The sequence below is a fragment of the Nonomuraea cavernae genome (genome assembly GCF_040655715.1).
Classification (GTDB): domain Bacteria; phylum Actinomycetota; class Actinomycetes; order Streptosporangiales; family Streptosporangiaceae; genus Nonomuraea; species Nonomuraea cavernae_A.
Genome location: NZ_JBFAKL010000002.1, coordinates 395,554 through 414,080, shown reverse-complemented (window position 1 = coordinate 414,080; position 18,527 = coordinate 395,554). Strand labels below are relative to the sequence as shown.

General features: G+C 71.6%; 18 protein-coding genes. 4 read left to right on the top strand and 14 right to left on the bottom strand.

Features of this window, described 5'->3' with window-relative positions; translation table 11 throughout:
• Positions 1 to 141 precede the first annotated feature (141 nt).
• Both AB0I38_RS04895 and AB0I38_RS04890 read left to right on the top strand, forming a co-directional pair.
• Positions 142 to 993: a universal stress protein gene (locus AB0I38_RS04895; RefSeq protein ID WP_358461982.1), complete on the top strand. Its 852-nt coding sequence runs from the start codon at positions 142 to 144 to the stop codon at positions 991 to 993.
• 98 nt (positions 994 to 1,091) lie between these two features.
• Positions 1,092 to 2,780, top strand: a complete 1,689-nt coding sequence (locus AB0I38_RS04890; protein WP_358461979.1) for a sensor histidine kinase — start codon at positions 1,092 to 1,094, stop codon at positions 2,778 to 2,780.
• 12 nt (positions 2,781 to 2,792) lie between these two features.
• Here the strand turns inward: AB0I38_RS04890 and AB0I38_RS04885 are convergent, their stop codons facing one another.
• From AB0I38_RS04885 to AB0I38_RS04860, 6 genes are all read right to left on the bottom strand, one after another.
• On the bottom strand, positions 2,793 to 3,239 hold the full coding sequence (locus AB0I38_RS04885) for a pyridoxamine 5'-phosphate oxidase family protein (protein WP_358461976.1): 447 nt from the start codon (positions 3,237 to 3,239) through the stop codon (positions 2,793 to 2,795).
• Between the two features lie 53 nt (positions 3,240 to 3,292).
• On the bottom strand, positions 3,293 to 3,934 hold the full coding sequence (locus AB0I38_RS04880) for a response regulator transcription factor (protein ID WP_358461973.1): 642 nt from the start codon (positions 3,932 to 3,934) through the stop codon (positions 3,293 to 3,295).
• Positions 3,935 to 4,044: 110 nt separating this feature from the next.
• Positions 4,045 to 4,644: a hypothetical protein gene (locus AB0I38_RS04875; RefSeq protein ID WP_358461970.1), complete on the bottom strand. Its 600-nt coding sequence runs from the start codon at positions 4,642 to 4,644 to the stop codon at positions 4,045 to 4,047.
• Between the two features lie 66 nt (positions 4,645 to 4,710).
• Positions 4,711 to 6,450, bottom strand: coding sequence for a thiol reductant ABC exporter subunit CydC (cydC, locus tag AB0I38_RS04870; RefSeq protein ID WP_358461967.1), 1,740 nt, complete (start codon positions 6,448 to 6,450; stop codon positions 4,711 to 4,713).
• The gene (locus AB0I38_RS04865) at positions 6,447 to 8,165 is read right to left on the bottom strand and encodes an ABC transporter ATP-binding protein/permease (protein WP_358461964.1); all 1,719 of its coding nucleotides are present in this window, start codon (positions 8,163 to 8,165) and stop codon (positions 6,447 to 6,449) included. The genes cydC and AB0I38_RS04865 overlap by 4 nt, the downstream gene beginning before the upstream one ends.
• Positions 8,166 to 8,203: 38 nt before the next feature.
• Entirely contained in the window at positions 8,204 to 8,857 is a 654-nt protein-coding gene (locus AB0I38_RS04860) for a hypothetical protein (protein ID WP_358461961.1), read from the bottom strand.
• A gap of 158 nt (positions 8,858 to 9,015) precedes the next feature.
• Here AB0I38_RS04860 and AB0I38_RS04855 point away from each other — a divergent pair, with 158 nt between their 5' ends.
• On the top strand, positions 9,016 to 10,362 hold the full coding sequence (locus tag AB0I38_RS04855) for an MFS transporter (RefSeq protein ID WP_358461958.1): 1,347 nt from the start codon (positions 9,016 to 9,018) through the stop codon (positions 10,360 to 10,362).
• 70 nt (positions 10,363 to 10,432) lie between these two features.
• Here the strand turns inward: AB0I38_RS04855 and AB0I38_RS04850 are convergent, their stop codons facing one another.
• The 8 genes from AB0I38_RS04850 to AB0I38_RS04815 are packed head-to-tail and all read right to left on the bottom strand — an operon-like array spanning position 10,433 to position 17,975.
• Positions 10,433 to 11,176, bottom strand: a complete 744-nt coding sequence (locus AB0I38_RS04850) for a maleate cis-trans isomerase family protein (protein ID WP_189127599.1) — start codon at positions 11,174 to 11,176, stop codon at positions 10,433 to 10,435.
• Positions 11,173 to 11,916 (bottom strand): SDR family oxidoreductase, encoded by a 744-nt coding sequence (locus AB0I38_RS04845; RefSeq protein WP_358461955.1) that lies wholly within the window; start codon positions 11,914 to 11,916, stop codon positions 11,173 to 11,175. Before AB0I38_RS04845 ends, AB0I38_RS04850 begins: the two co-directional genes overlap by 4 nt.
• Entirely contained in the window at positions 11,901 to 12,821 is a 921-nt protein-coding gene (locus tag AB0I38_RS04840) for a hypothetical protein (RefSeq protein ID WP_358461952.1), read from the bottom strand. Before AB0I38_RS04840 ends, AB0I38_RS04845 begins: the two co-directional genes overlap by 16 nt.
• A complete protein-coding gene (locus tag AB0I38_RS04835; protein ID WP_358461949.1) occupies positions 12,818 to 13,525 on the bottom strand; it encodes a hypothetical protein in 708 nt (235 codons plus the stop codon). The genes AB0I38_RS04840 and AB0I38_RS04835 overlap by 4 nt, the downstream gene beginning before the upstream one ends.
• Positions 13,500 to 14,633: an aromatic ring-hydroxylating dioxygenase subunit alpha gene (locus tag AB0I38_RS04830; protein ID WP_358461946.1), complete on the bottom strand. Its 1,134-nt coding sequence runs from the start codon at positions 14,631 to 14,633 to the stop codon at positions 13,500 to 13,502. Before AB0I38_RS04830 ends, AB0I38_RS04835 begins: the two co-directional genes overlap by 26 nt.
• 8 nt (positions 14,634 to 14,641) lie before the next feature.
• The gene (locus tag AB0I38_RS04825) at positions 14,642 to 15,553 is read right to left on the bottom strand and encodes an alpha/beta hydrolase family protein (protein WP_358461943.1); all 912 of its coding nucleotides are present in this window, start codon (positions 15,551 to 15,553) and stop codon (positions 14,642 to 14,644) included.
• Positions 15,550 to 16,350 carry an oxidoreductase gene (locus AB0I38_RS04820; RefSeq protein ID WP_358461940.1) on the bottom strand — a complete coding sequence of 267 codons (801 nt, stop codon included), beginning with the start codon at positions 16,348 to 16,350 and terminating at the stop codon, positions 15,550 to 15,552. The genes AB0I38_RS04825 and AB0I38_RS04820 overlap by 4 nt, the downstream gene beginning before the upstream one ends.
• Positions 16,347 to 17,975 (bottom strand): nitrilase-related carbon-nitrogen hydrolase, encoded by a 1,629-nt coding sequence (locus AB0I38_RS04815; RefSeq protein WP_358461937.1) that lies wholly within the window; start codon positions 17,973 to 17,975, stop codon positions 16,347 to 16,349. Before AB0I38_RS04815 ends, AB0I38_RS04820 begins: the two co-directional genes overlap by 4 nt.
• An 84-nt stretch (positions 17,976 to 18,059) precedes the next feature.
• Between AB0I38_RS04815 and AB0I38_RS04810 the strand changes: the two genes are divergently transcribed.
• Positions 18,060 to 18,341: a Dabb family protein gene (locus AB0I38_RS04810; RefSeq protein ID WP_358461934.1), complete on the top strand. Its 282-nt coding sequence runs from the start codon at positions 18,060 to 18,062 to the stop codon at positions 18,339 to 18,341.
• Positions 18,342 to 18,527: the final 186 nt, after the last annotated feature.

Genomic DNA, 18,527 nt, shown 5'->3' with positions numbered 1-18,527 from the left:
CATCGATGACGGCCATGCACCCGAACTACCCCCAGGCCACCAGGGCAGACATGGCCCTAGGGCCTGCCCGGACGGGACCTACGGCCCTGCAGCGAACCCGGTGCGAAGAGGTCCCATAGAGGTGACGAAGGAGGAGACATCATGATCATCGTGGGTGTGGACGGCTCGGTGGCCTCGCGGGCGGCGGTGGAGTGGGCGGCGAACGACGCCTTCCGCGCGCACCAGCCGTTGCGGATCGTGCACGCGGTGGACCACTCGCCCTACCAGATCGCCAGGTTCCCCAACGACGACTGGCCGGACGCGCTCGTGCGCACCGGGCACCGGTTCCTGGCCGAGGCGGTCGCGCTGGCCCACGAACGCCAGCCCGAGGTCGAGGTGACGACGGAGCTGGCCGAAGGCCCCGCCGCCGTGGTGCTGCGCGAGCAGTCCAAGGAGGCCACCGAGATCGTGGTCGGCAGCCGCGGGCTGGGCGGGTTCGCCGGCGCGCTGCTGGGCTCGGTCAGTACGCACGTCGCCGGGCACACGCAGTGCCCCGTCGTGGTCGTGCGCGGCGAGCGCCGTGAGACCCTCGGCGAGGTCACCGTGGGCGTCGACGACTCTCCCGAGTGCGAACCGGCCCTGGCCTACGCCTTCGAGCAGGCCAGGCTGCGGGGCAGCACGCTGCGGGTGGTGCACGCCTGGCAGCTGCCGGTGCACGCCTTCGCGCCCGACATCCCGTACGACATGGACGAGGTCCGTACGGCACAGCACCAGCTCGTCACGGACCGGCTGGCGGCGTACCGGAGGGAGTACCCCCAGGTGACGGTCGTCGAGGACGTGCGGTCCGCGCATCCCGTGAACGCGCTCGCCGACGCCTCGGACCGGTCCGACCTGGTCGTGGTGGGCTCACACGGCCGAGGCGTCATGGGATCGGTGCTGCTCGGCTCGGTCAGCCGGGGCATCCTCCACCACGCCCGCTGCGCGGTGGCCGTCGTCCGCTCGGGCCCCGCGTAACCGGCTCGCCCGCCCGGGATCGGACAAGATCCGGAACCGGGCGGGCGAAGGTCCAACCTGGGTGGGCGAGCGGCCTCAGCTGATGCGAGACTGCTCGTATGACGGAAGGCGAGGGCAACCCGTTGATGCCCAACATGCGGCTGGACGAGTTGCTCGCTGAGCTCCAGGTCCGGCTGAACGCCGTGCTCGCCACGCGGGACCGGGTGCACGCGTTGCTCGAGGCCGTGGTCTTGGTGGGCAGCGACCTCGATCTGGAGACGGTGCTCGCCCGCATCGTGGAGACCGCCACCAAGCTGGTCGACGCCAGCTACGGCGCGCTCGGCGTGATCGGCCAGGAGCGCACTCTCATCCAGTTCATCCCCGTCGGGCTGAGCGAGGAGGAGATCGCCAAGATCGAGCACTGGCCGCACGGTCTCGGCCTGCTCGGCCTGCTCATCAAGGACGCCCGGCCGCTGCGCCTCGGCCGCATCGCCGACCATCCCGAGTCCTACGGCTTCCCGCCGGGGCACCCGCCCATGGGCACCTTCCTCGGCGTCCCGCTCCGCGTGCGCGACGAGGTGTTCGGCAACCTCTACCTGACCGAGAAACGCGGCGGCGGCGAGTTCGACGAGGAGGACGAGGCGATCGTCATCGCGCTGGCCACCGCCGCCGGCGTGGCCATCGAGAACGCCCGCCTGTTCGAGGAGTCACGACGGCGCGAGACCTGGCTGCACGCCTCCTCCGAGGTGACCACGAGCCTGCTGTCCGGCGCAGACCGGAGCGAGGTGCTCACCCTGATGGCCGGGCGGGCCCGGCAGATGGCCGACGCCGACCTGGCCAAGGTCCTGCTGCCGGACCGGTCGGGGGAGTGGCTGACGGTCGAGTACGCCGAGGGCGAGCACGCCGACGACGTGAGCGGCCTGGTCTTCCAGGTGGGCGCCACCCCGGTCGGGCAGGTGTTCACCCGGGGTGAGGCGATGTCCGAGCGTGACCTGCCGGCCGCCGACTCACCGCTGCGCGAGCTGGGCTTCGGCCCCGAGCTGCTGCTGCCGCTGGGCGGCGGGCATTCCGTGCGCGGCGTGCTGGCCCTGGCCAAGAGGTCGGGCCGGCTCCCGTTCAGCGTGGCCGACCTGCGGATGCTGGAGTCGTTCGCCGGTCAGGCCGCGATCGCGCTGGAGCTGGCCGACACCCGCAAGGACGCCGAACGCCTCGGCCTGCTCGAAGACCGCGACCGGATCGCCAAGGACCTGCACGACGTCGTCATCCAGCGGTTGTTCGCCATCGCGATGACGCTGATGAGCACGGTCCGGCTGGTCGAGCACCCCGAGGCCTCGGGGCGGCTGCAGCATGCGATCGACGAGCTCGACGAGACGATCCGGCAGATCCGCTCGACCATCTTCGCCCTGCAGGGCGCCCACCAGGCCAGCGGCCCTAGCCTGCGCGCGCAGGTCGTCGAGCTGGTCGAGGGCGCCCGCGGCCACCTCGGCTTCATGCCCGGCCTGCGGATGGAGGGGCAGCTCGACAACCGCGTGCCCGAGGCCATCGCCGAGCACCTGCTGGCGGTCCTGCGCGAGGCGCTGTCCAACGTGGTGCGTCACGCCAGGGCGTCCAAGTCCGAGGTGTCGGTCGAGGTGGCCGGCGAGATCCTCACCCTCATCGTCCGCGACGACGGCGTGGGACTGTCCGCCGACGGGCGCCGCAGCGGGCTGCGCAACCTGGAGGAACGCGCCACCGGGCTCGGCGGCTCCTTCGAGATCACCACTCCCGACACCGGCGGCACCACGCTCCGCTGGCAGGTGCCCATCTGAACACGGCCCGGCTCACTCCGGACACATGGAGAGCGACATTTCGGTGGCGGGCGTGCGCGTGATCATGCGGCCGGTCAGTTGCTCGGCCTCGACCACGATGTAGTGGTCGCGGCTGCCGGGCGCCCACGCGGCCAGCGGCAGCTCCGCCAGCCGGCCGATCTCGGCCGGGTCCTGCACCGCCCGGGCCTTGCCCACCGCGGTCACCGACCAGCCGGTGCGCAGCTCGGTGTCGAACTCGTCCACCTCGAACGCCACCACCGCGTGCCGGGTGGCCGCCGCCAGTTTGGATCCGCCGCCGGTGCGGATCACGATGGTCTCGCCGTCGAGGGCGAACGTGACCGGCTGCACCGCGGGCAGCGCCCGGTCGGTGAAGACGATCCGGCCGATCGGCGTGGCTGACAGCAGGCGCAGGCACTCCTCACGATTGAGAACCCGCAGGCCAGACGAATCCAGTTGCATACGTTCTATGATCGCCGCTCGGCCGGTGGACCCCCCAGGGCCGAAGGTCCCATTTATTCGCGCCGATCTGCCCTGAGCCGCGCCGAGAGGGCGGCCGCCTGGGTGCGCCGCTGCATGTTGAGCTTGGCCAGCAGGTTGGACACGTAGTTCTTGACCGTCTTCTCCGCCAGGAACAGCCGCTCGCCGATCTGCCGGTTGGTCAGCCCCTCGCCGATCAGCTCGAGAATGTGCCGCTCCTGGTCGGACAGCGCCGCCAGAGGGTCCTGCCGGGCCGCCTGGTCGCGCAGCCGCTGCAACATGGAGGCCGTGGTCTGCGGATCGAGCAGCGACTGGCCGGAGGCGACCGTGCGCACCGCGCCCACCAGGTCGGAGCCGTGGATCTGCTTGAGCACGTAGCCCGAGGCCCCCGCCATCACCGCGTCGAACAGCGCGTCGTCGTCGGCGTACGAGGTCAGCATCAGGCACGCCAGCCCGGGCAGCCGGGACCGCGCCTCCCGGCACACGTCGACGCCGTTGCCGTCGGGCAACCGCACGTCGAGCACCGCCACGTCCGGCTTGAGCGCCGGGATGCGGGCGATCGCCGACTCAGCGGTGCCCGCCTCGCCGATCACCTCGATATCGTCCTCGGACCCGAGCAGGGCGGCCACGCCCCGGCGGACCACCTCGTGATCGTCAAGCAGAAACACACGAATCATGACTATGACGGTATCTCGGTTCGCGTCATGCTCGGAAGGTACCCGATGGTCCCATCCCAGCACGAATGGGGTGCGGCGGGACCCCTCGGACCCGCCGCACCGGCTTGGGGTCAGACTCCGGCGGGGTCGTAGGGCGCGGGGGTCTGGTACCAGTGGATGACGTCGTAGAAGTTGCCGATGGTGCCGTTCTCGAGCTGTCCGGGGGTCTCCAGCAGCCCGGTCGCCAGGGCGAAGCGCTGCTGCCGGGCCCCGATCACCACGAACTGGTAGGTGCCGGCCTCGGCCACCCGGTCCAGCTTGGCGAAGCGGATCAGCGTGGTGTGGCTGTGCTCCTCGTAGAACGGCTCCCTGAGCGTCGGCGGGACGGCGATCAGGCTCCCGCTGGGCGTGGTGATCAGGATCTGCGGGAGGTGGTGGTTGGGGATGGTGTTCTCGGGGGCGAGGTCAGGCATGATCGCCTCGAAGTACAGTCGCTGCCCGGCCGTGAAGGTGAGCTTGAACGAGCGCACGTCGAGCGGCTTGTTCATCCAGCCGTAGAAGGCGAAGGAGACCGCGCCGTCGACGACCCGGGGCGCGTTGCCCGGGGTGTTGGCCTTGGTGAGGATCACCGTGTGATGAGCCCACGCCGGCAGGGCGACGATCAGCGCCAGCAGTGTGGCGATCGTCACGGTGAGGATCCGAGACAGCTTGCGGGAGGGGGGACGTAGCATGGGCGGGCCTTCCTTCGCGAAGGTTCTGGCCGTGAGAGGGGCTGCATCCCTCTCACGGCCGTTTCTCTATCCCGCCGCCCGGTCGAGGTCGTCGGCCTGGCGGGCGTACAGGCGGGCGTATGCGCCCTGGCGAGCCAGCAGTTCCCGGTGGGAGCCCTGCTCGACCAGCCGGCCGCGATCCATGACGAGGATGCGGTCGGCGTCGGTGACCGTGGCCAGCCGGTGCGCGATGACCAGCAGGGTCCTGCCCTGTGCCAGGTCGTCGATCTGCCGCTGGATCTCGGCCTCGGTGTGCACGTCCAGTTCGGAGGTGGCCTCGTCCAGGACGAGGATGGGGGCGTCCTTGAGCAGCGCGCGGGCGATCGCCAGCCGCTGCCGCTGGCCGCCCGACAGGCGCTCGCCCATCTCGCCGACCACGGTGTCGTAACCCTCGGGCATCTCCATGATCGTGTCGTGCAGGGCGGCCTGGCGGCAGACCGCCTCCAGTTGCTCCTGGGTGGCGTCGGGCCGGGCCAGCCGCAGGTTGGCGGCGACGGTGTCGTTGAACAGGTAGGTGCGCTGGCCCACGACGGCGATCAGGTCGCGCAGGTCGTCCAGGCCGAGCCGGTCGACCGGGGTGCCGCCCACGCGCACCGTGCCGGACTCCGGCTCCCAGAACCTCAGCAGGAGCGAGACCAGAGTGGACTTGCCGGAGCCCGAGGCGCCCACCACCGCGTAGCGGCTGCCGGCCGGCACGGTGAAGGAGACGCCGGACACCGCGGGCGGGCTCTGGCCGGGGTAGGCGAAGGTGACCGACTCGAAGCCGATGGAGGCCGTGGCGGGCCGGGGCGCGGGCGCGGGCGGGTCGGTGACCAGCGGCGGCCGGTCGGTGATCTCCCAGATGCGGCGCGCGCCGGCGAAGGCCTGCTCCAGGTCGGCCATGAACTCCTCGACCCCCAGCACGGGCCCGAAGGTCGCCAGCCCGATCGCCACCGTGACGGCGATGTCCTGCCAGGACAGCCCCTGTCCCCAGCCGGTGAACAGGACCGCGATCACGCCCGCGCCGACCAGGAACTCGTTCAGGCCCCGGCGCATGGAGATCAGCGTGCCCAGCCGGCCGATCGCCGAGGCGCCCGACGAGCCGAGCGCCTCGAGTTCGGCCAGGCGGCGGGTGCCGTAGCCGAAGGCGAGCACCTCCCTGACCCCTTGGACGCCGTCGGTGAGGTGCTGGGAGATCTCGCCGCGGGACCGCCGCAGATCGGTGGCGGCCGTCGCGGCGGCGCGGTGACTCAGCCACGGCACCACGACGCCCACGCCCAGCAGGAACGGCGCCAGCACGAGGGCCACCACCGGGCTGTACTCGGCGCCGAGCACCGACAGGGAGATCACCGGGACGATGACGGCGGCCAGCGACGGCGCGATCGTGTGCGCGTAGAACACCTCGATCCGGTCGATGTCCTTCATGACGCGGGCGAGCAGGTCACCGGTCCTGCTGCCCTCGATCCCGGCCGGGGCCTGCGGCTCGATCCGCTGGTAGAAGTCGTCGCGGAGCATGGCCAGCAGCTTGAAGGCGACGTAGTGGCCGGCGTACTGCTCGACGTAGCGGAACAGGCCCTTGGCGAAGGCCATGACCACCATCGCGACCGCCACCGGCGTGATCACCGACGGGTCGCCGGACGCGACGCGGACCACGCCCCACGCGCCGACGCCGTACAACGCGATGCCGAGGCACATCTGCAGCACCCGGAAGGTGACCGAGACGGCCAGCGGCGTCATCAGCGGACGGCCGAAGCGCAGCAGGCGCAGGCTGATCTGGGTCCGGGTCATCGCGTCTCCACCTCGGTCCGCCGGACCGCGCGGGCGTAGTGCCCGCCGCCGGTCATCAGTTCGTCGTGGGAGCCCTGCTCGGTGACGAGGCCGTCCTCCAGGACCACGATCCGGTCCGCGTCGCGCACCGTGGACAGCCGGTGCGCGATCATCAGCACCGTACGGCCGACGGTCAGCCGGTCGAGGGCGGCCAGGATCGCCGCCTCGGACTCCAGGTCCACGTTGGAGGTCGGCTCGTCGAGGACGAGGATGGGTGAGCCCTTGAGCACGGCGCGGGCGATGGCGGTGCGCTGCGCCTGCCCGCCGGACAGCATGAGGCCGCGCTCGCCCGTCGGTGTGTCCAGTCCCTCCGGCAGCCCCCGGACGAACTCGTCCAGGTTGGCCGTGCGCAGCGCGTCCCACAGCCGTTCGTCGTCGGCGTCCGGCGCGGCGACCAGCAGGTTGTCGCGCAGCGTGCCGGTGAACAGGTAGGTGGTCTGCGCCACGACGCTGATCTGCTCGCGCACCCACGCGGCGGGCACCGAGGTGATGTCGTGGCCGCCGACGCGGATCACGCCCGCGCCGGGGTCGAGGTTGCGCTGGAGCAGCGCGGCGACGGTGGTCTTGCCCGAGCCCGACGGCCCGACCAGCGCGACCTTCTCGCCCGGGGCGATGGTGAAGCCCACCTCCCGCAGCACCGGCGTGTCCGGCAGGTAGGCGAAGCTCACGCCCTCGAAGGACACGTCGGAGGTGGCCTTCTCCGGCGCGCTCGTCGCGGGGTCGGCGACGGCGGGCTCCTCGGCCAGCTGGGCCCTGATCTCCTTGGCGGCCGCGGCGCCGCCCATGCCGACGTAGAAGAACTGGCCGACCTTGTCCAGCGGCTCCACGAGCTGCGTGGTGAGCAGCACGAGGGCCACCGCCTCGCCGGCGTCGATCGCGCCCTCGCGCATCCGGGCCATCGCCAGCACGGTCGCCGTGGTGATCATGCCGAGCGAGAACACCGTGTCGACGACGAACAGGATGACCTGGTTGCCGGCGAGCAGCCGCATGATCGCGCGGCGCAGCTCCTCCGAGGACCTGGCGAGGGCCCTGCCGTGCGCCGTGCCCTGGTTGAAGAGCTTGAGCGTCGACAGGCCCTGCAGGGCGTCGAGGAAGCGGGCGGCGAGGTGGTTGGCCGTGTCGCGGTAGCCGTCGCTCACCTTGGCGAAGCCGCGCTGGAAGACGCCGACGGTCAGCGGGATGGCCGGGACCACGATGGCCAGGATGAGCGCCGTCCACGGGTCGATGAACACCCCGATGGCCACCAGTACGAGGATCGGCACGGTCATCGAGGCGAGGATCGGGCCGAGGAAGGTCGCGTAGTAGGTGGCGACGAGCTCGACGGCCTCGGTGCCGGTGGAGACCAGCCTGCCGGTCTGCTCCCGCGAGCGCAGCGGCGCGCCGAGCCTGAGCAGGTGGCGGTAGATCCGGTCGCGGAGCCCGACCTCCAGCCGGCCGCCCGCGCGGACGGTGATCGCCGGAACGGCGGCGGCGAGCAGCGCGCGGGCCGCCGCCGCCGCGAACAGTCCCGCGATCACCGCGGTCTCGGGGGCGCCGCCCCGGTAGATCTGCCCGATCGCGGTCCCCACCAGCAGCAGGAGCGCCGTGGTGGCCAGTGCCTGGAGCCACGTGCCGAGCACCGACAGCAGGACGGGGCCGCGTATGGGCCGCATCAGCGACTCCAAGTGATCCTCCACGGATGTTCCTCAGAATGAAACGGAGTTTCCACAATCAATCATCTGAAGAGCTGTTCAGTCAATAACGTCTTCGCCCGGGCGAGCCGCCAGACTCCCATGGCGAAGGCCGTCCAGGTGAGCGTGTTGAGCGACTCCTCGACCCATTGCAGGGCGATCGTCTGCTCGGGCTGCCCCGCCAGGATGCCCATCGCGTACGTCCCCAGCAGGTTGAAACCGAACAGGAAGGTCGCCGCGACCTGGTTGGCGCGGCGGGAGAGCAGCAGCAGCCGGACACCCAGGATCGTGGCCGAGACGGTGGTCACGATCAGCAGCGGCCAGGTGCCGCCCAGGGCGGCGGCCGCCGCCAGTCCGGCCACCGCGAAGGCGGCGAACGCCCAGAGCGGCGGCCGCCTTCCGGCCGTGCTCGGCGCCGTGCTCAGCAGTGCCCAGGCCAGCAGCGTGAACCCGGGGCCGAGGAGGAAGAACTGGGCTTTCGCCATCCACACGATGTCCGGCCCGCCGGAGGCCACGATGAGCTTCCAGACGGCCTTGAGCGCGCCGCCGGTCACCGTGAGCGCGCCGCCCGCCAGCGCGGCGGTGGCGATGGAAGGTCCGGCCATCCGGCGGACGAAGGGGACGAGCAGGCTGATGCCCGCGGTCATGGCGAGAACCGGTAGGAAGTCGACGAGTGCCAGAGCGAGGGGGTAGTCCACCGACGGGGCCTTCCTTGTCGGAAACGTCGTTTCCGCCAACGTAGAGCCGAGATCCATTGACGGGAAACGCCGTTTCCATAACGATGTGCCCAACCGCGCAGGAGCGTCTCGGAGCGGGAAGGCCGTCGCGGTCGCCGATCGACTCGAGGAGAGAGCGGATGACCACGGACGAGCATGTAGAGGTCCAGATGGCGGGGCGGCCGCCGCTACGGGTGCGGCTGCACGCCGCCGCGCCGTTCGGCTGGTGGCCCGCGCTCTGCATCGCACTGGTCGCGCTCGTCGACCGGGTCGAGTACAACCTGATGGCCGGCGCGCTGCCGGCCATCCAGCGTGAGCTGGGCTTCGGCGACACGGCCGGCGGGGCCATCGCGACCGCCGCCGCGCTGGCGGGCGTCATCCTGCTGATCCCGGCGGGCCGGCTGGCCGACCGGGGCCGCCGCACGTGGGCGATGGCCACCGTCGTCGCCGTCTGGTCGCTGCTGACCCTCGGCAGCGGCCTGGTCATGTCGTACGCGATGCTGTTCGCCGTCCGGGTGCTGCTCGGCGGGGCGGGGCTGCTCTACAACCCCGCCGCCTCCAGCCTGCTGGCCGACTACTTCCCCGGCGGCAGCAGGTCGCGGGCGTTCTCCCTGGAACGGTTCGGCTACTTCGCCGGTCAGCCCGTCGGCATCATCGTCGGCGGCGCCCTGGCCGAGGCGTACGGCTGGCGCACGATGTTCTTCCTCATCGCGGTGCCCGGCATGATCGTCGCCATGCTCTGCCTGAGCCTGCGTGAGCCGATGCGCGGCACCGGCGACCGCATCGAGTTGCTCCGCACCGGCGAGACGGCGCCCGTGATGCCCGTGACCACCGCCGCGCCGCCGCGCGGCCCGGTGCTGAAGGAGATGCGCGACCTGCTCGGCATCAGGACGCTGCGGGCGGTCGTGGCCGGCCTCGGCACCCTGTTCTTCGGGCTGGGCGGCCTGATGTTCTGGCTGCCCACGTTCTACCAGCGCACCTTCGACATGCCCAGCGGCATGGCGGCGGGCCTGGCGGGCGGCGTCGGGCTGCTCGGCATGATCGTCGGCAGTCTGCTCGGCGCCCGCCTGGGCGACCGGGGGCACCTGACCCGCCCCGGCTGGCGGGTCGCGCTCGGCGCCGGCGGGCTGATGGTCGGCGGCCTCAGCCTGGCCGGCTCAGTGGCGATCCTGGTGCTGCCCGTCCAGCTGGCCTGCCTCGCCGTGTCGTCCATCGCGTTCCTGGTGGCCATCCCGGCCCTGACCGCGGCCACCGCCGACGTGGTGCCCGCCGCGCGCCGGGGGATGGGGTTCGCGTTGCTGCAGTTTCTCGTCTCGCTGGCGGGGGCGGCGGGCCCGCTGCTGGTGGGCGCCTTCTCCGACGCCACCGGCTCGCTGCGCGCCGCCTACGCCATCCTCGCCGTTCCGCTGCTGGCCGGCGCGCTGCTGGCCTACCGGGGACGGACGAGCTTCGACGCCGACCGCCAGGCCGCGCTGGCCCAGCGGTGACGCGCCGCGCCGACCGGTACGCCGACCGGCGCGCGGCGCCGGTCGGCGCGGCGGTGACGCGCGGTGCCGATCAGTGCTCGCGCAGCAGGCGGCCGGCGCCGTAGACCTTGTCCTCGATGCCGTTGTCGCGCAGCGCCATCCACCAGGTGGCGGCGTTGATCGCGATGACCGGCTTGCCCAGCCAGCGCTCGGCCTCGTCGGCCAGGCCGACCATGGACAGGTTCGTGCCGCACTGCACGAGCGCGTCGACGTCGGGGGAGTCGACCTCGATCAGGGCCTCGCGCAGCTCGTCCTCGGTGACGTGCGCGATCGACACCGCCGTGGGGCACTTCAGCCCGCGGATCGCGGCCACCTCGAAGCCGATCTCGGTGAAGAAGCGGACCACGTTGTCGTCGCCGACCGGCTGGTAGGGGGTGACCACGCCGATCCGGCGGGCGCCGTACAGGTTCAGCGCCCGCTCGCAGGACTCGGCGCCGGTGGCCACCTGGAGCCCGGTGAGGTCGTGGATCTGCCTGACGAACTGCCGGTTGCCCTCCACCCCGCCCCAGAACGTCTCGGCGGACATGCCCATCACCATGTAGTCGGGTTCGCAGGTGAGCACCCGCTCGCAGGCGGCGCCGATCTCCTCGCGGATCTGATCGAGTAACCGTTCCATGCCCTCATTTCCGGACATGTTCTGATCTCTGATGTGGATCCGGCTGAAGTGCGAGGTCACCCCCGGCACGGTCATCCGGTAGAAGTCGGGCTCGACGATCGTGTTCGTGGACGGGGCGATCACCCCGAACTTACGGCGCCAGCCGAGTGCGTCGGTCACGGGAGCACCTTCCTCTTGGTGAAGGGAGCGGTGGCGAACCGGGTGAGGATCTTGCCGCCGGTGAGCCAGCGGACGTGGGCGCCGTTGGCGACGCGCCGCACCGCCTGGTCGGCCAGCCACGGGGTGACGGTCTCGACCCGGTCGGCCAGGATGTCGAAGACCCGCCGCGACTCCGGGCTGATCTCGTCGTGCAGCAGCAGGTCCGTGACGACCATCCCGGGGCTGAGCAGCCCCACCGACACGCCGTCCGGCACCTCCTTGGCCAGTGCTCTGGTCAGGTAGTGCAGCGCCCGTTTGGTGGAGCCGTAGACGGCCAGCCCGGGCACCGCCCGGCCGTCGCTGCCCAGGCCCTCCATGTTCCACACGTGACCGTGACCCTGCGCCGCCATGCCCGCCAGCGCCACCGCGCAGCCGTTGATCACGCCGGTCAGGTTGACGCCGACGACGCCGGCCGCCTCGGCCTCGGGCAGCTCCCAGAGCGGCCGGCGGGCGTGCGAGACGCCGGCGTTGTTGATCCAGATGTCCACGCGGCCGAACCGCTCCACCGCCGCGTCCCACAGCCCGCGCACCTGCTCACGGTCGCTCACGTCGGCGACCACCCCGAGCGCGCCGTCCAGGTCGGCCTTCTCCACCGATTCCGTACGGCTCCCGCAGAACGCCACCTCGTGGCCCGTCTCCAGGAACCGGCCGACCAGCCCGTGGCCGATGCCACGGGTGCCGCCCGTTACGACGATGACCATCGAAGCACCCCGTGCACCACGGCGCCCAGCACGTTGCCGTCGAACAGCTCGTAGGCCACCGCCAGCTCCGTCCCGGCGCCCATGCCGGGCGTCGCGTCGAGCATGAACTCCCGGCCCTTGAGCTTCCACACATCGGCGAAGTGCAGGCTGGGATAGTTCGCCCGGCCGAACGCCTGGGCGTTGCCCCACGCGTCCGGGCCCTCGTAGAACGAGCGGAAGCCGTCGCGCCGCGAATCCACGGTGTAGGCGCGGTCCAGCGCGCCCGACCAGGTGACCCGCTGCCGGGTCCTGAGCAGGTCGAGCGGCTCCAGCTCGATCGTGACCTGTACGGTGCCGCGCGGCTTCTGGTCGGCGCCGTAGACCTCGCAGGCGCCGCTGAAGGCGCCCGCGGCCTTGGTCGGCAGGATGTGCGGCACCGGCCCGTTCCTGGTCTCCTCGGCCAGCCAGCCCTCCACCTTGGCGGGGTCGCGGGTGTAGAGGCCGTTGAAGCAGCCGACCACGGCCGGGCCCTGGAACAGGACCGAGGAGTAGACCTGCGTGTCGCGGTCGGTCAGCACCTGGTTCCAGGTGTTGAGGTCCACCTGCCAGCCCGGCCCGTAGTAGTGGGCGTCGACGAACGACCCGTACGGCTGGCCGGTGCCGTAGAAGTCGGGACCGGTGTAGAGCCGGCTCGCGTCGGAGTCGACCACGCCGAACGCGAACGGCGCGCCCAGCCGGAACCGGCCGGCCATCGGCCCGCCGCCCTCCAGCCCGCCGTCCATGTAGTAGGTGGTGACGCCGTTCTCGAAGACCGAGGAGCGGCGGATGTCCTCGTAGCCCAGCCAGGTGCCGGTGGCGTCGAACAGCGAGGGCCTGCCGAACCACTCACCCTCGATGCGTTTCTGCCAGGTGCTCGGCTCGCTCAACGCAGCAGCTCCCCTCGGACGCGTTCGGACTGCTCGTCGCCGAGCAGGCGGGTGACCTGGTACCAGACCGGGTCCACGTCGGGACTGAACAGGTTGTCCCGGTTCGCGGCGTCGCGGGCGGCGAGGTCGGTGCCGCCGGGGTCGGGCACGCCCGTCTCGATCAGGGCCAGCCAGTGGCCGAGGTAGGTGTCGACGGTCTGGCCGAGCTTCTCGAACGCCTCCTCGCCGGCCCGGCAGACCAGCATCCAGGGGGACATCATCGCCTTCTGGCGCGGGCCGACGTCGGCCGCCGAGAGCCCGTCGAGGGTCCAGGCCTGCGCCAGCGGCTCGGTCAGCGGCAGGTAGCAGGCGTCGAGATAGGCCAGATGGGTGGCCAGCTCGACGCGGGGGATCAGGTCGAGGTGCATGGCGTGGAAGGCGGGTGTGGCCACCGCGTCGAGCGTGAAGTGCGGCACCGCCGACCCGGCCGGCGTGAACGCGAAGATCATGTGGCTGTCCAGCCCGATCATCGGCACCACCAGGCTGACGGCGACCACCTTGTCGACCTGGGCGTCACCGGTGCCGGCGCCGCGCAGCACCCGCAACCGGCCGACCGGCTCCGGTGACATCTGGCTGGTCAGCGGCACGTCCGTGCCGGCGGTCAGGTCCAGGGCGGTGACCAGCCGGTCCAGGGTGCGGTCACTCAGCGCTGTGGGCAGGCTCATTACGGCTCTCTCCTCGGGTCTTGTGCACCCAGGCGCGGGCGAGGTCGGGGTTGTCGCGGCGGGCGGGGGAGGCGATGACGGTGGCCTCGCGGCGCGGCACGTCGCCCGTCACGATGTCGTCACCGCCGACCCACCAGCCCCGGTCGATGAGCTGCTGACGGCGCCGCCGGTAGGACACCTGCAGCGCGTCGCTGCGCAGGTGCAGCTCCGCCGACAGGTCGAAGGGCAGCAGTTCGGGCCGCTGCGACTCGACGACCAGCCGGTCCTGCTCGAAGATCCGGGTGATCCGCTTGGCCGCGTTGGCGTCGGCCCACTTCCCGGTGAAGAAGTTGCGGTAGCCGAGGATCTTCACGTGGGTCCGGTTCTGGCTGACCGGGATGTTGAAGTCGTACAGGATGAGGTCGCCGAACGGCAGCCGGACGTGCAGCTTGACGATGTTGGGCAGGTACCAGCCGTTGGTGACGATCACCGGGTCGATCCGCGCCTTGGCCAGCATCCCCCACAGGCCCTTCGGGGGCGGCGGGTTGAGCAGGATGTCGGCCTCGGCGTACCAGTCGGTCTGGGTGATCTCGTAGTCGGGGATCTCGGGTTTGTCGGGGTTGCCGAAGGCGGTGCCGTGCACGAACGGCGTGTGCGCCGCGTCCACGACGTTCTCCAGCGCCCGCTCGTAGTTGGCCTCCAGCGTGGTCTCCCAGTGGATGACGCGGAAGGCGGGGTCGTCGTGCTGCGGGATGTGCGGGATCGGCGGCCGTTCCTCCTCGGGCAGGTCGCCGAGAAAGGTCCACACCATCCCGTACTTCTCGACCACCGGATAGGAGTCGATCCGGGCCTTCTTCGGGATGCCCCGGCCGGGCGGGTTGGCCGGGATCTTGACGCAGCCGCCGTCCGGCTCGTACTCCCAGCCGTGATAGGGGCAGACGACCCGGTCCTCGATCACCGTGCCCAGCGACAGCGCGCCGCCGCGGTGCACGCACAGGTCCGACAGGCACGCCACCTGCCCGTCGCGGCGGCGCCAGAGCACGAAGTCCTGCCCCAGGCAGGTCACCTTGCGTGGCCGCCGCCCGACGGCCTCGCTGAACTCGACCGCGTACCAGAAGTTCTTGAGCATGTCTCCTCCTAACGGCGCCGGATGTCCGGCAGGCCGTCCAGCACGGTCCGCGCCCGCGCGTCCTCGTGCAGATGCGTGCCCAGGAAGGCCGTGATCAGACCGGCCAGTTCGGGGCGTGGTTCGGCGGTGGCGGGCAGGTCGAGGAAGGCGCGCGCGGCCGTCCGGTCCACCGGGTCGGCGATCGTGAAGTGGTTGGCGCCCTCCAGCACGGCCAGCAGGTGCTCGCCGCCCCGATCGGACAGCGCCTCCTCGAACGTGCGGGTGACCGGGTCGCGCTCGTGGCTCTCCTGGCCGTAGCGGTCGGAGCTGCCCATGATGACGCCGTCGCGGGTGCCGACCGACAGCAGCACGGGGCAGTCCACCTGGGCGGGCAGCACCGTGCCGGCCGGCCAGCCGAGCATGGTCGCGACCATCGTGTGCGCGCCGTACGCGAACACCGCCTTCACCGAGGGGACGTGCGCGGCCGACTGCAGGGCCAGCGTCCCGCCCGCCGAGTGGCCGCCGAGCGCGACGCGGTCGAGGTCGAGGACGCCCTTCAGCAGCTCGATCTCCGCCAGCGACTCCAGGATCGCCGGGATGGCCGGGCAGGTCGCGCGGGTGCCGTACGTCTCCGGCCGGGCCGCGTCGAGGTCCACGCCGGGCGTCAGCCCGTACTCGCCGCCGAACAGCTCACCCACCCGGTCGAACGTCACGCAGACGAACCCGGCCGAGGCGATCTCGACGGCCAGCCACCGGTAGGCGTCCTGGCCCACGTTGATCCCCGACAGGAACAGCACCACCGGGTACGGCCCGCCCTCCGGCGGGAAGACCCCGGTCAGCCGGTCGCCCTGCTCGGCGGCCGGGTAGTGGACCTTCAGATGGGAGGTGCCGAACGGCGGCTCCCCACCGGTCGCGGCGGCCCACCACAGCGACCTGATCACGACGGCCTCGGCAGTGTCCGGTCGCCGCCCCAGAGGCCGCGGACCAGCTTGTCGGTCAGCTCCTGGCCGAAGTAGCGCACGCCCATCACGTTCGCGGGATCGCGCTCGGCGATGTTGCGGCGGATCGCCAGGTCACCCGCCGCCAGGGCCGGCCGCTCCTCGGCGGGCACGGGCTCCGCCTCGTCCACCCAGCTCAGCCAGCGGTCCACGCGGGCGTGCAGCAGCTCGCGGACCGTGTCGATGTTGGGCTGGGCGCGGGGGAACGAGTAGCAGTAGGCGTTGGGCGACAGGCTCGCCCGGATGAACCCGGTGCGGCTGGTGAACCAGGTGAAGTCCGGGTTCTTCTCCTTGAACGCCAGCCAGTCGGCGTCCAGCGGCGCGTAGTGGCGGTCGAAGTAGTCGCCGTCCTGGACGAGGCTCGCGCGAGGGATGAAGTCCTGGTAGAACCAGCCCTCCGGCCACACCAGCAGGGCGATGCCCAGGTGCGGCACGTTCACCTGCGGGCCTAGCCAGACCGTCAGGTGCAGGTTGGCGAAGCTCGCGGAGGGGTTGCCCAGCCACGAGTGGACCATCCAGTCGATCTCAGGGCCGGAGTAGGCGTCGAGCCGCCCGCCCGGCCCGTCGGGGTGGGTCCCGTAGTCGCCGGGCGCGCTCGGCTCGGGAGTCAGCTCGAACCTGGCGTCGATCTTGGCCTTGAGCTCCGCGAGTATGCCCCGCAGCTGCTCGAACGTCTCGGTGACGTCGATCACCGGCGATTCGTCGAGCATCTGCTCCACGTGCTGCAGCGTTTCCTTCACTGAGGTCCTTCCAGAAGTGCTCCGGCCAGCGGCCACGGCCGGCCGCCGACCAGGTCGGTGCCCCGGGACACGAACCTGTTGACGCTCTGGGCCGGCGACACCGCGCCCAGCACGAGCGCGTCGGCGTTCTTGACGGGGGTGACCACGGGATGACTGATCTGCCCGGTGAACGGTCCCTTCCAGGCCGTCCACAGGGTGAAGTCGGCGGGCAGGTCGAGGATCGCGCCCGCCAGGCCGTCCGGGCCGTCGGGCCCGGCGGCGACGATGTTGAGCCGGTTCTCCGCCGCCCGTTCGGGCAGTCCGAGCCGCAGCTCCCAGGGCTCACGGGCGGTGAAGGGCACGGCGACCACGTCGGCGTCGGCCAGTGCGGCCAGCCGGAACTCCTCGGGATGCCGGGAGTCCTCGCCGGCCACGATCGCCAGCCTGCCCCACGGGAGCTGGTGCACCTCGCGCGGCGGCACCTCGCCGTCCGGCCCGACCAGCGCCCCGGTGCCGAGCACCACGTGCGCCCCGCCCTCCCGTACGTCCGGAGCGGTGCCCTGCACGGCAGGGGCCTCGTCCCGTCCGGCCGGAGCGGTGTCCTGCACGGCGGGAGACGCCTCCTTCAGGGACGGAGTGGCGTCCCGTAAAGCCTGGGCAGCCTCTTCGGCCGTGACCGGCGACCCCTCGGGTAGCACGATCAGCCGGGCCCCCTCGGCGATCGCCTGGCGCACCAGCGAGGCGTCGCCCCGCACCACCGCGACCGGCAGCGACGGCGCCCCAACCGGAGCGGTGCGCTCACGGGGTGGCTGCGCGATCGGGCCGTAGCGCTCCGGCCGCCGGGTCGCCAGATGGCGGGCCCGCTCGGCGTCGGCGGCCGACGGGTCGATGTCGGCCACCACCACCGCCTCGCCGGTGCGCGGCGCCCTGGCCACGACGGTGCCGTCGGGGGCGACGATCTGGCTCTCACCGGCGCCGTGCAGCCACTCGGGCGGCACACCCAGCGCGGCGCCGACCTCGCGCAGCCGGTCGGCGGGGATCAGCGGGCCGACCTTGTTGGCCGCGACCACCCACACCTTGTTCTCGGCCGCGCGGACCGGGATGTGCAGCGAGGCCTCGTCCGTGGCGAACGAGTTGAGGCTGTTGAGCAGCACCTGGGCGCCGCGCAGCGCCAGCCCGCGGGTGATCTCGTTGATCACGCCTTCCATGCACGCGTACAGGCCGAGCCGGCCGGCCGCGGTGGCGACCACCGGGCCCACGCTCGTCGCCGGGTCGAGATGGTCGTTCTCGGCGCCCATCAGCACCTGTTTGTCGGCCTCGCCCAGCAGGGCGCCGTCCGGGCCGTAGAGCAGGGACGCGCCGGTGGTCCGGCCGTCGTCACGGGCCAGAGTCACGCCGATCTTGACCAGGACGCGGTGCCGGGCGGCGCGCTCGGCGACCGCGCCCAGGAAGGCGTCACCATGGCGGCAGGCCAGCTCCCGGGCGTGCTCGCGGTCGCGGTACCACGACAGGTGGTTGCAGAACTCGGGCAGCACGATGAGCTCCGCCCCCTGCCCGGCAGCCGAATCGATCATGCGCAGGCAGGTCGCGAGATTGGCGTCCACATCCTGGCCTACGTCGAACTGCGCCGCCGCGACGCGCACCATGCGGCCTCCGTTACGTCTGGAGAAACAGCGTTTCCAAGAACTAGGATCTCGCGAAACAGGAGCAGATGTCCATAGGAGGCGGTTGTGCTGACGCACGTGGTGCTGATGAAGTTCGCCGACCCCGGCGACGCGCCGGAGGCCAAGAAACTGCTCGAAGGGCTGAGGGGCAGGGTCGAGCAGATCGGCGACCTGTCGGTCGGCCTCGACGTGATCGGGTCGGAGGTCTCCTACGACCTGTGCCTGACCACCACGCACGACTCGGCCGAGGCGCTGCGCGGCTACCAGGAGCACCCGGCACACCTGGAGGTGGCGACCTGGCTCCGGCCGAGGCTCGCCGCCCGCGCGGTCGTCGACCACCTCACCTGACCGGCCCGCCGGGTCCGCCGCTCAAGCGGACCCGGCGCTTGGCCGAGAAGGCGGAGACCCCCGAGCGTGTCTGCTAAGACAAATTGCACGAAGGGGATCGGCTCGGCAAGACGATCGCCGATCTGCACGTCACGAAGTGAACCAGTACTCCTGACTACCGCTAACGGCATCCCAAGACGCTGACGT

Coding starts and splice junctions, on each gene's coding strand:
- AB0I38_RS04830 (WP_358461946.1), bottom strand. CDS start 14,633: ATGCTCAAGAACTTCTGGTACGCGGTCGAGTTCAGCGAGGCCGTCGGG.
- AB0I38_RS04815 (WP_358461937.1), bottom strand. CDS start 17,975: ATGGTGCGCGTCGCGGCGGCGCAGTTCGACGTAGGCCAGGATGTGGAC.
- AB0I38_RS04885 (WP_358461976.1), bottom strand. CDS start 3,239: ATGCAACTGGATTCGTCTGGCCTGCGGGTTCTCAATCGTGAGGAGTGC.
- AB0I38_RS04895 (WP_358461982.1), top strand. CDS start 142: ATGATCATCGTGGGTGTGGACGGCTCGGTGGCCTCGCGGGCGGCGGTG.
- AB0I38_RS04835 (WP_358461949.1), bottom strand. CDS start 13,525: ATGAGCCTGCCCACAGCGCTGAGTGACCGCACCCTGGACCGGCTGGTC.
- cydC (WP_358461967.1), bottom strand. CDS start 6,450: ATGACCCGGACCCAGATCAGCCTGCGCCTGCTGCGCTTCGGCCGTCCG.
- AB0I38_RS04875 (WP_358461970.1), bottom strand. CDS start 4,644: ATGCTACGTCCCCCCTCCCGCAAGCTGTCTCGGATCCTCACCGTGACG.
- AB0I38_RS04845 (WP_358461955.1), bottom strand. CDS start 11,916: ATGGTCATCGTCGTAACGGGCGGCACCCGTGGCATCGGCCACGGGCTG.
- AB0I38_RS04880 (WP_358461973.1), bottom strand. CDS start 3,934: ATGATTCGTGTGTTTCTGCTTGACGATCACGAGGTGGTCCGCCGGGGC.
- AB0I38_RS04855 (WP_358461958.1), top strand. CDS start 9,016: ATGACCACGGACGAGCATGTAGAGGTCCAGATGGCGGGGCGGCCGCCG.
- AB0I38_RS04890 (WP_358461979.1), top strand. CDS start 1,092: ATGACGGAAGGCGAGGGCAACCCGTTGATGCCCAACATGCGGCTGGAC.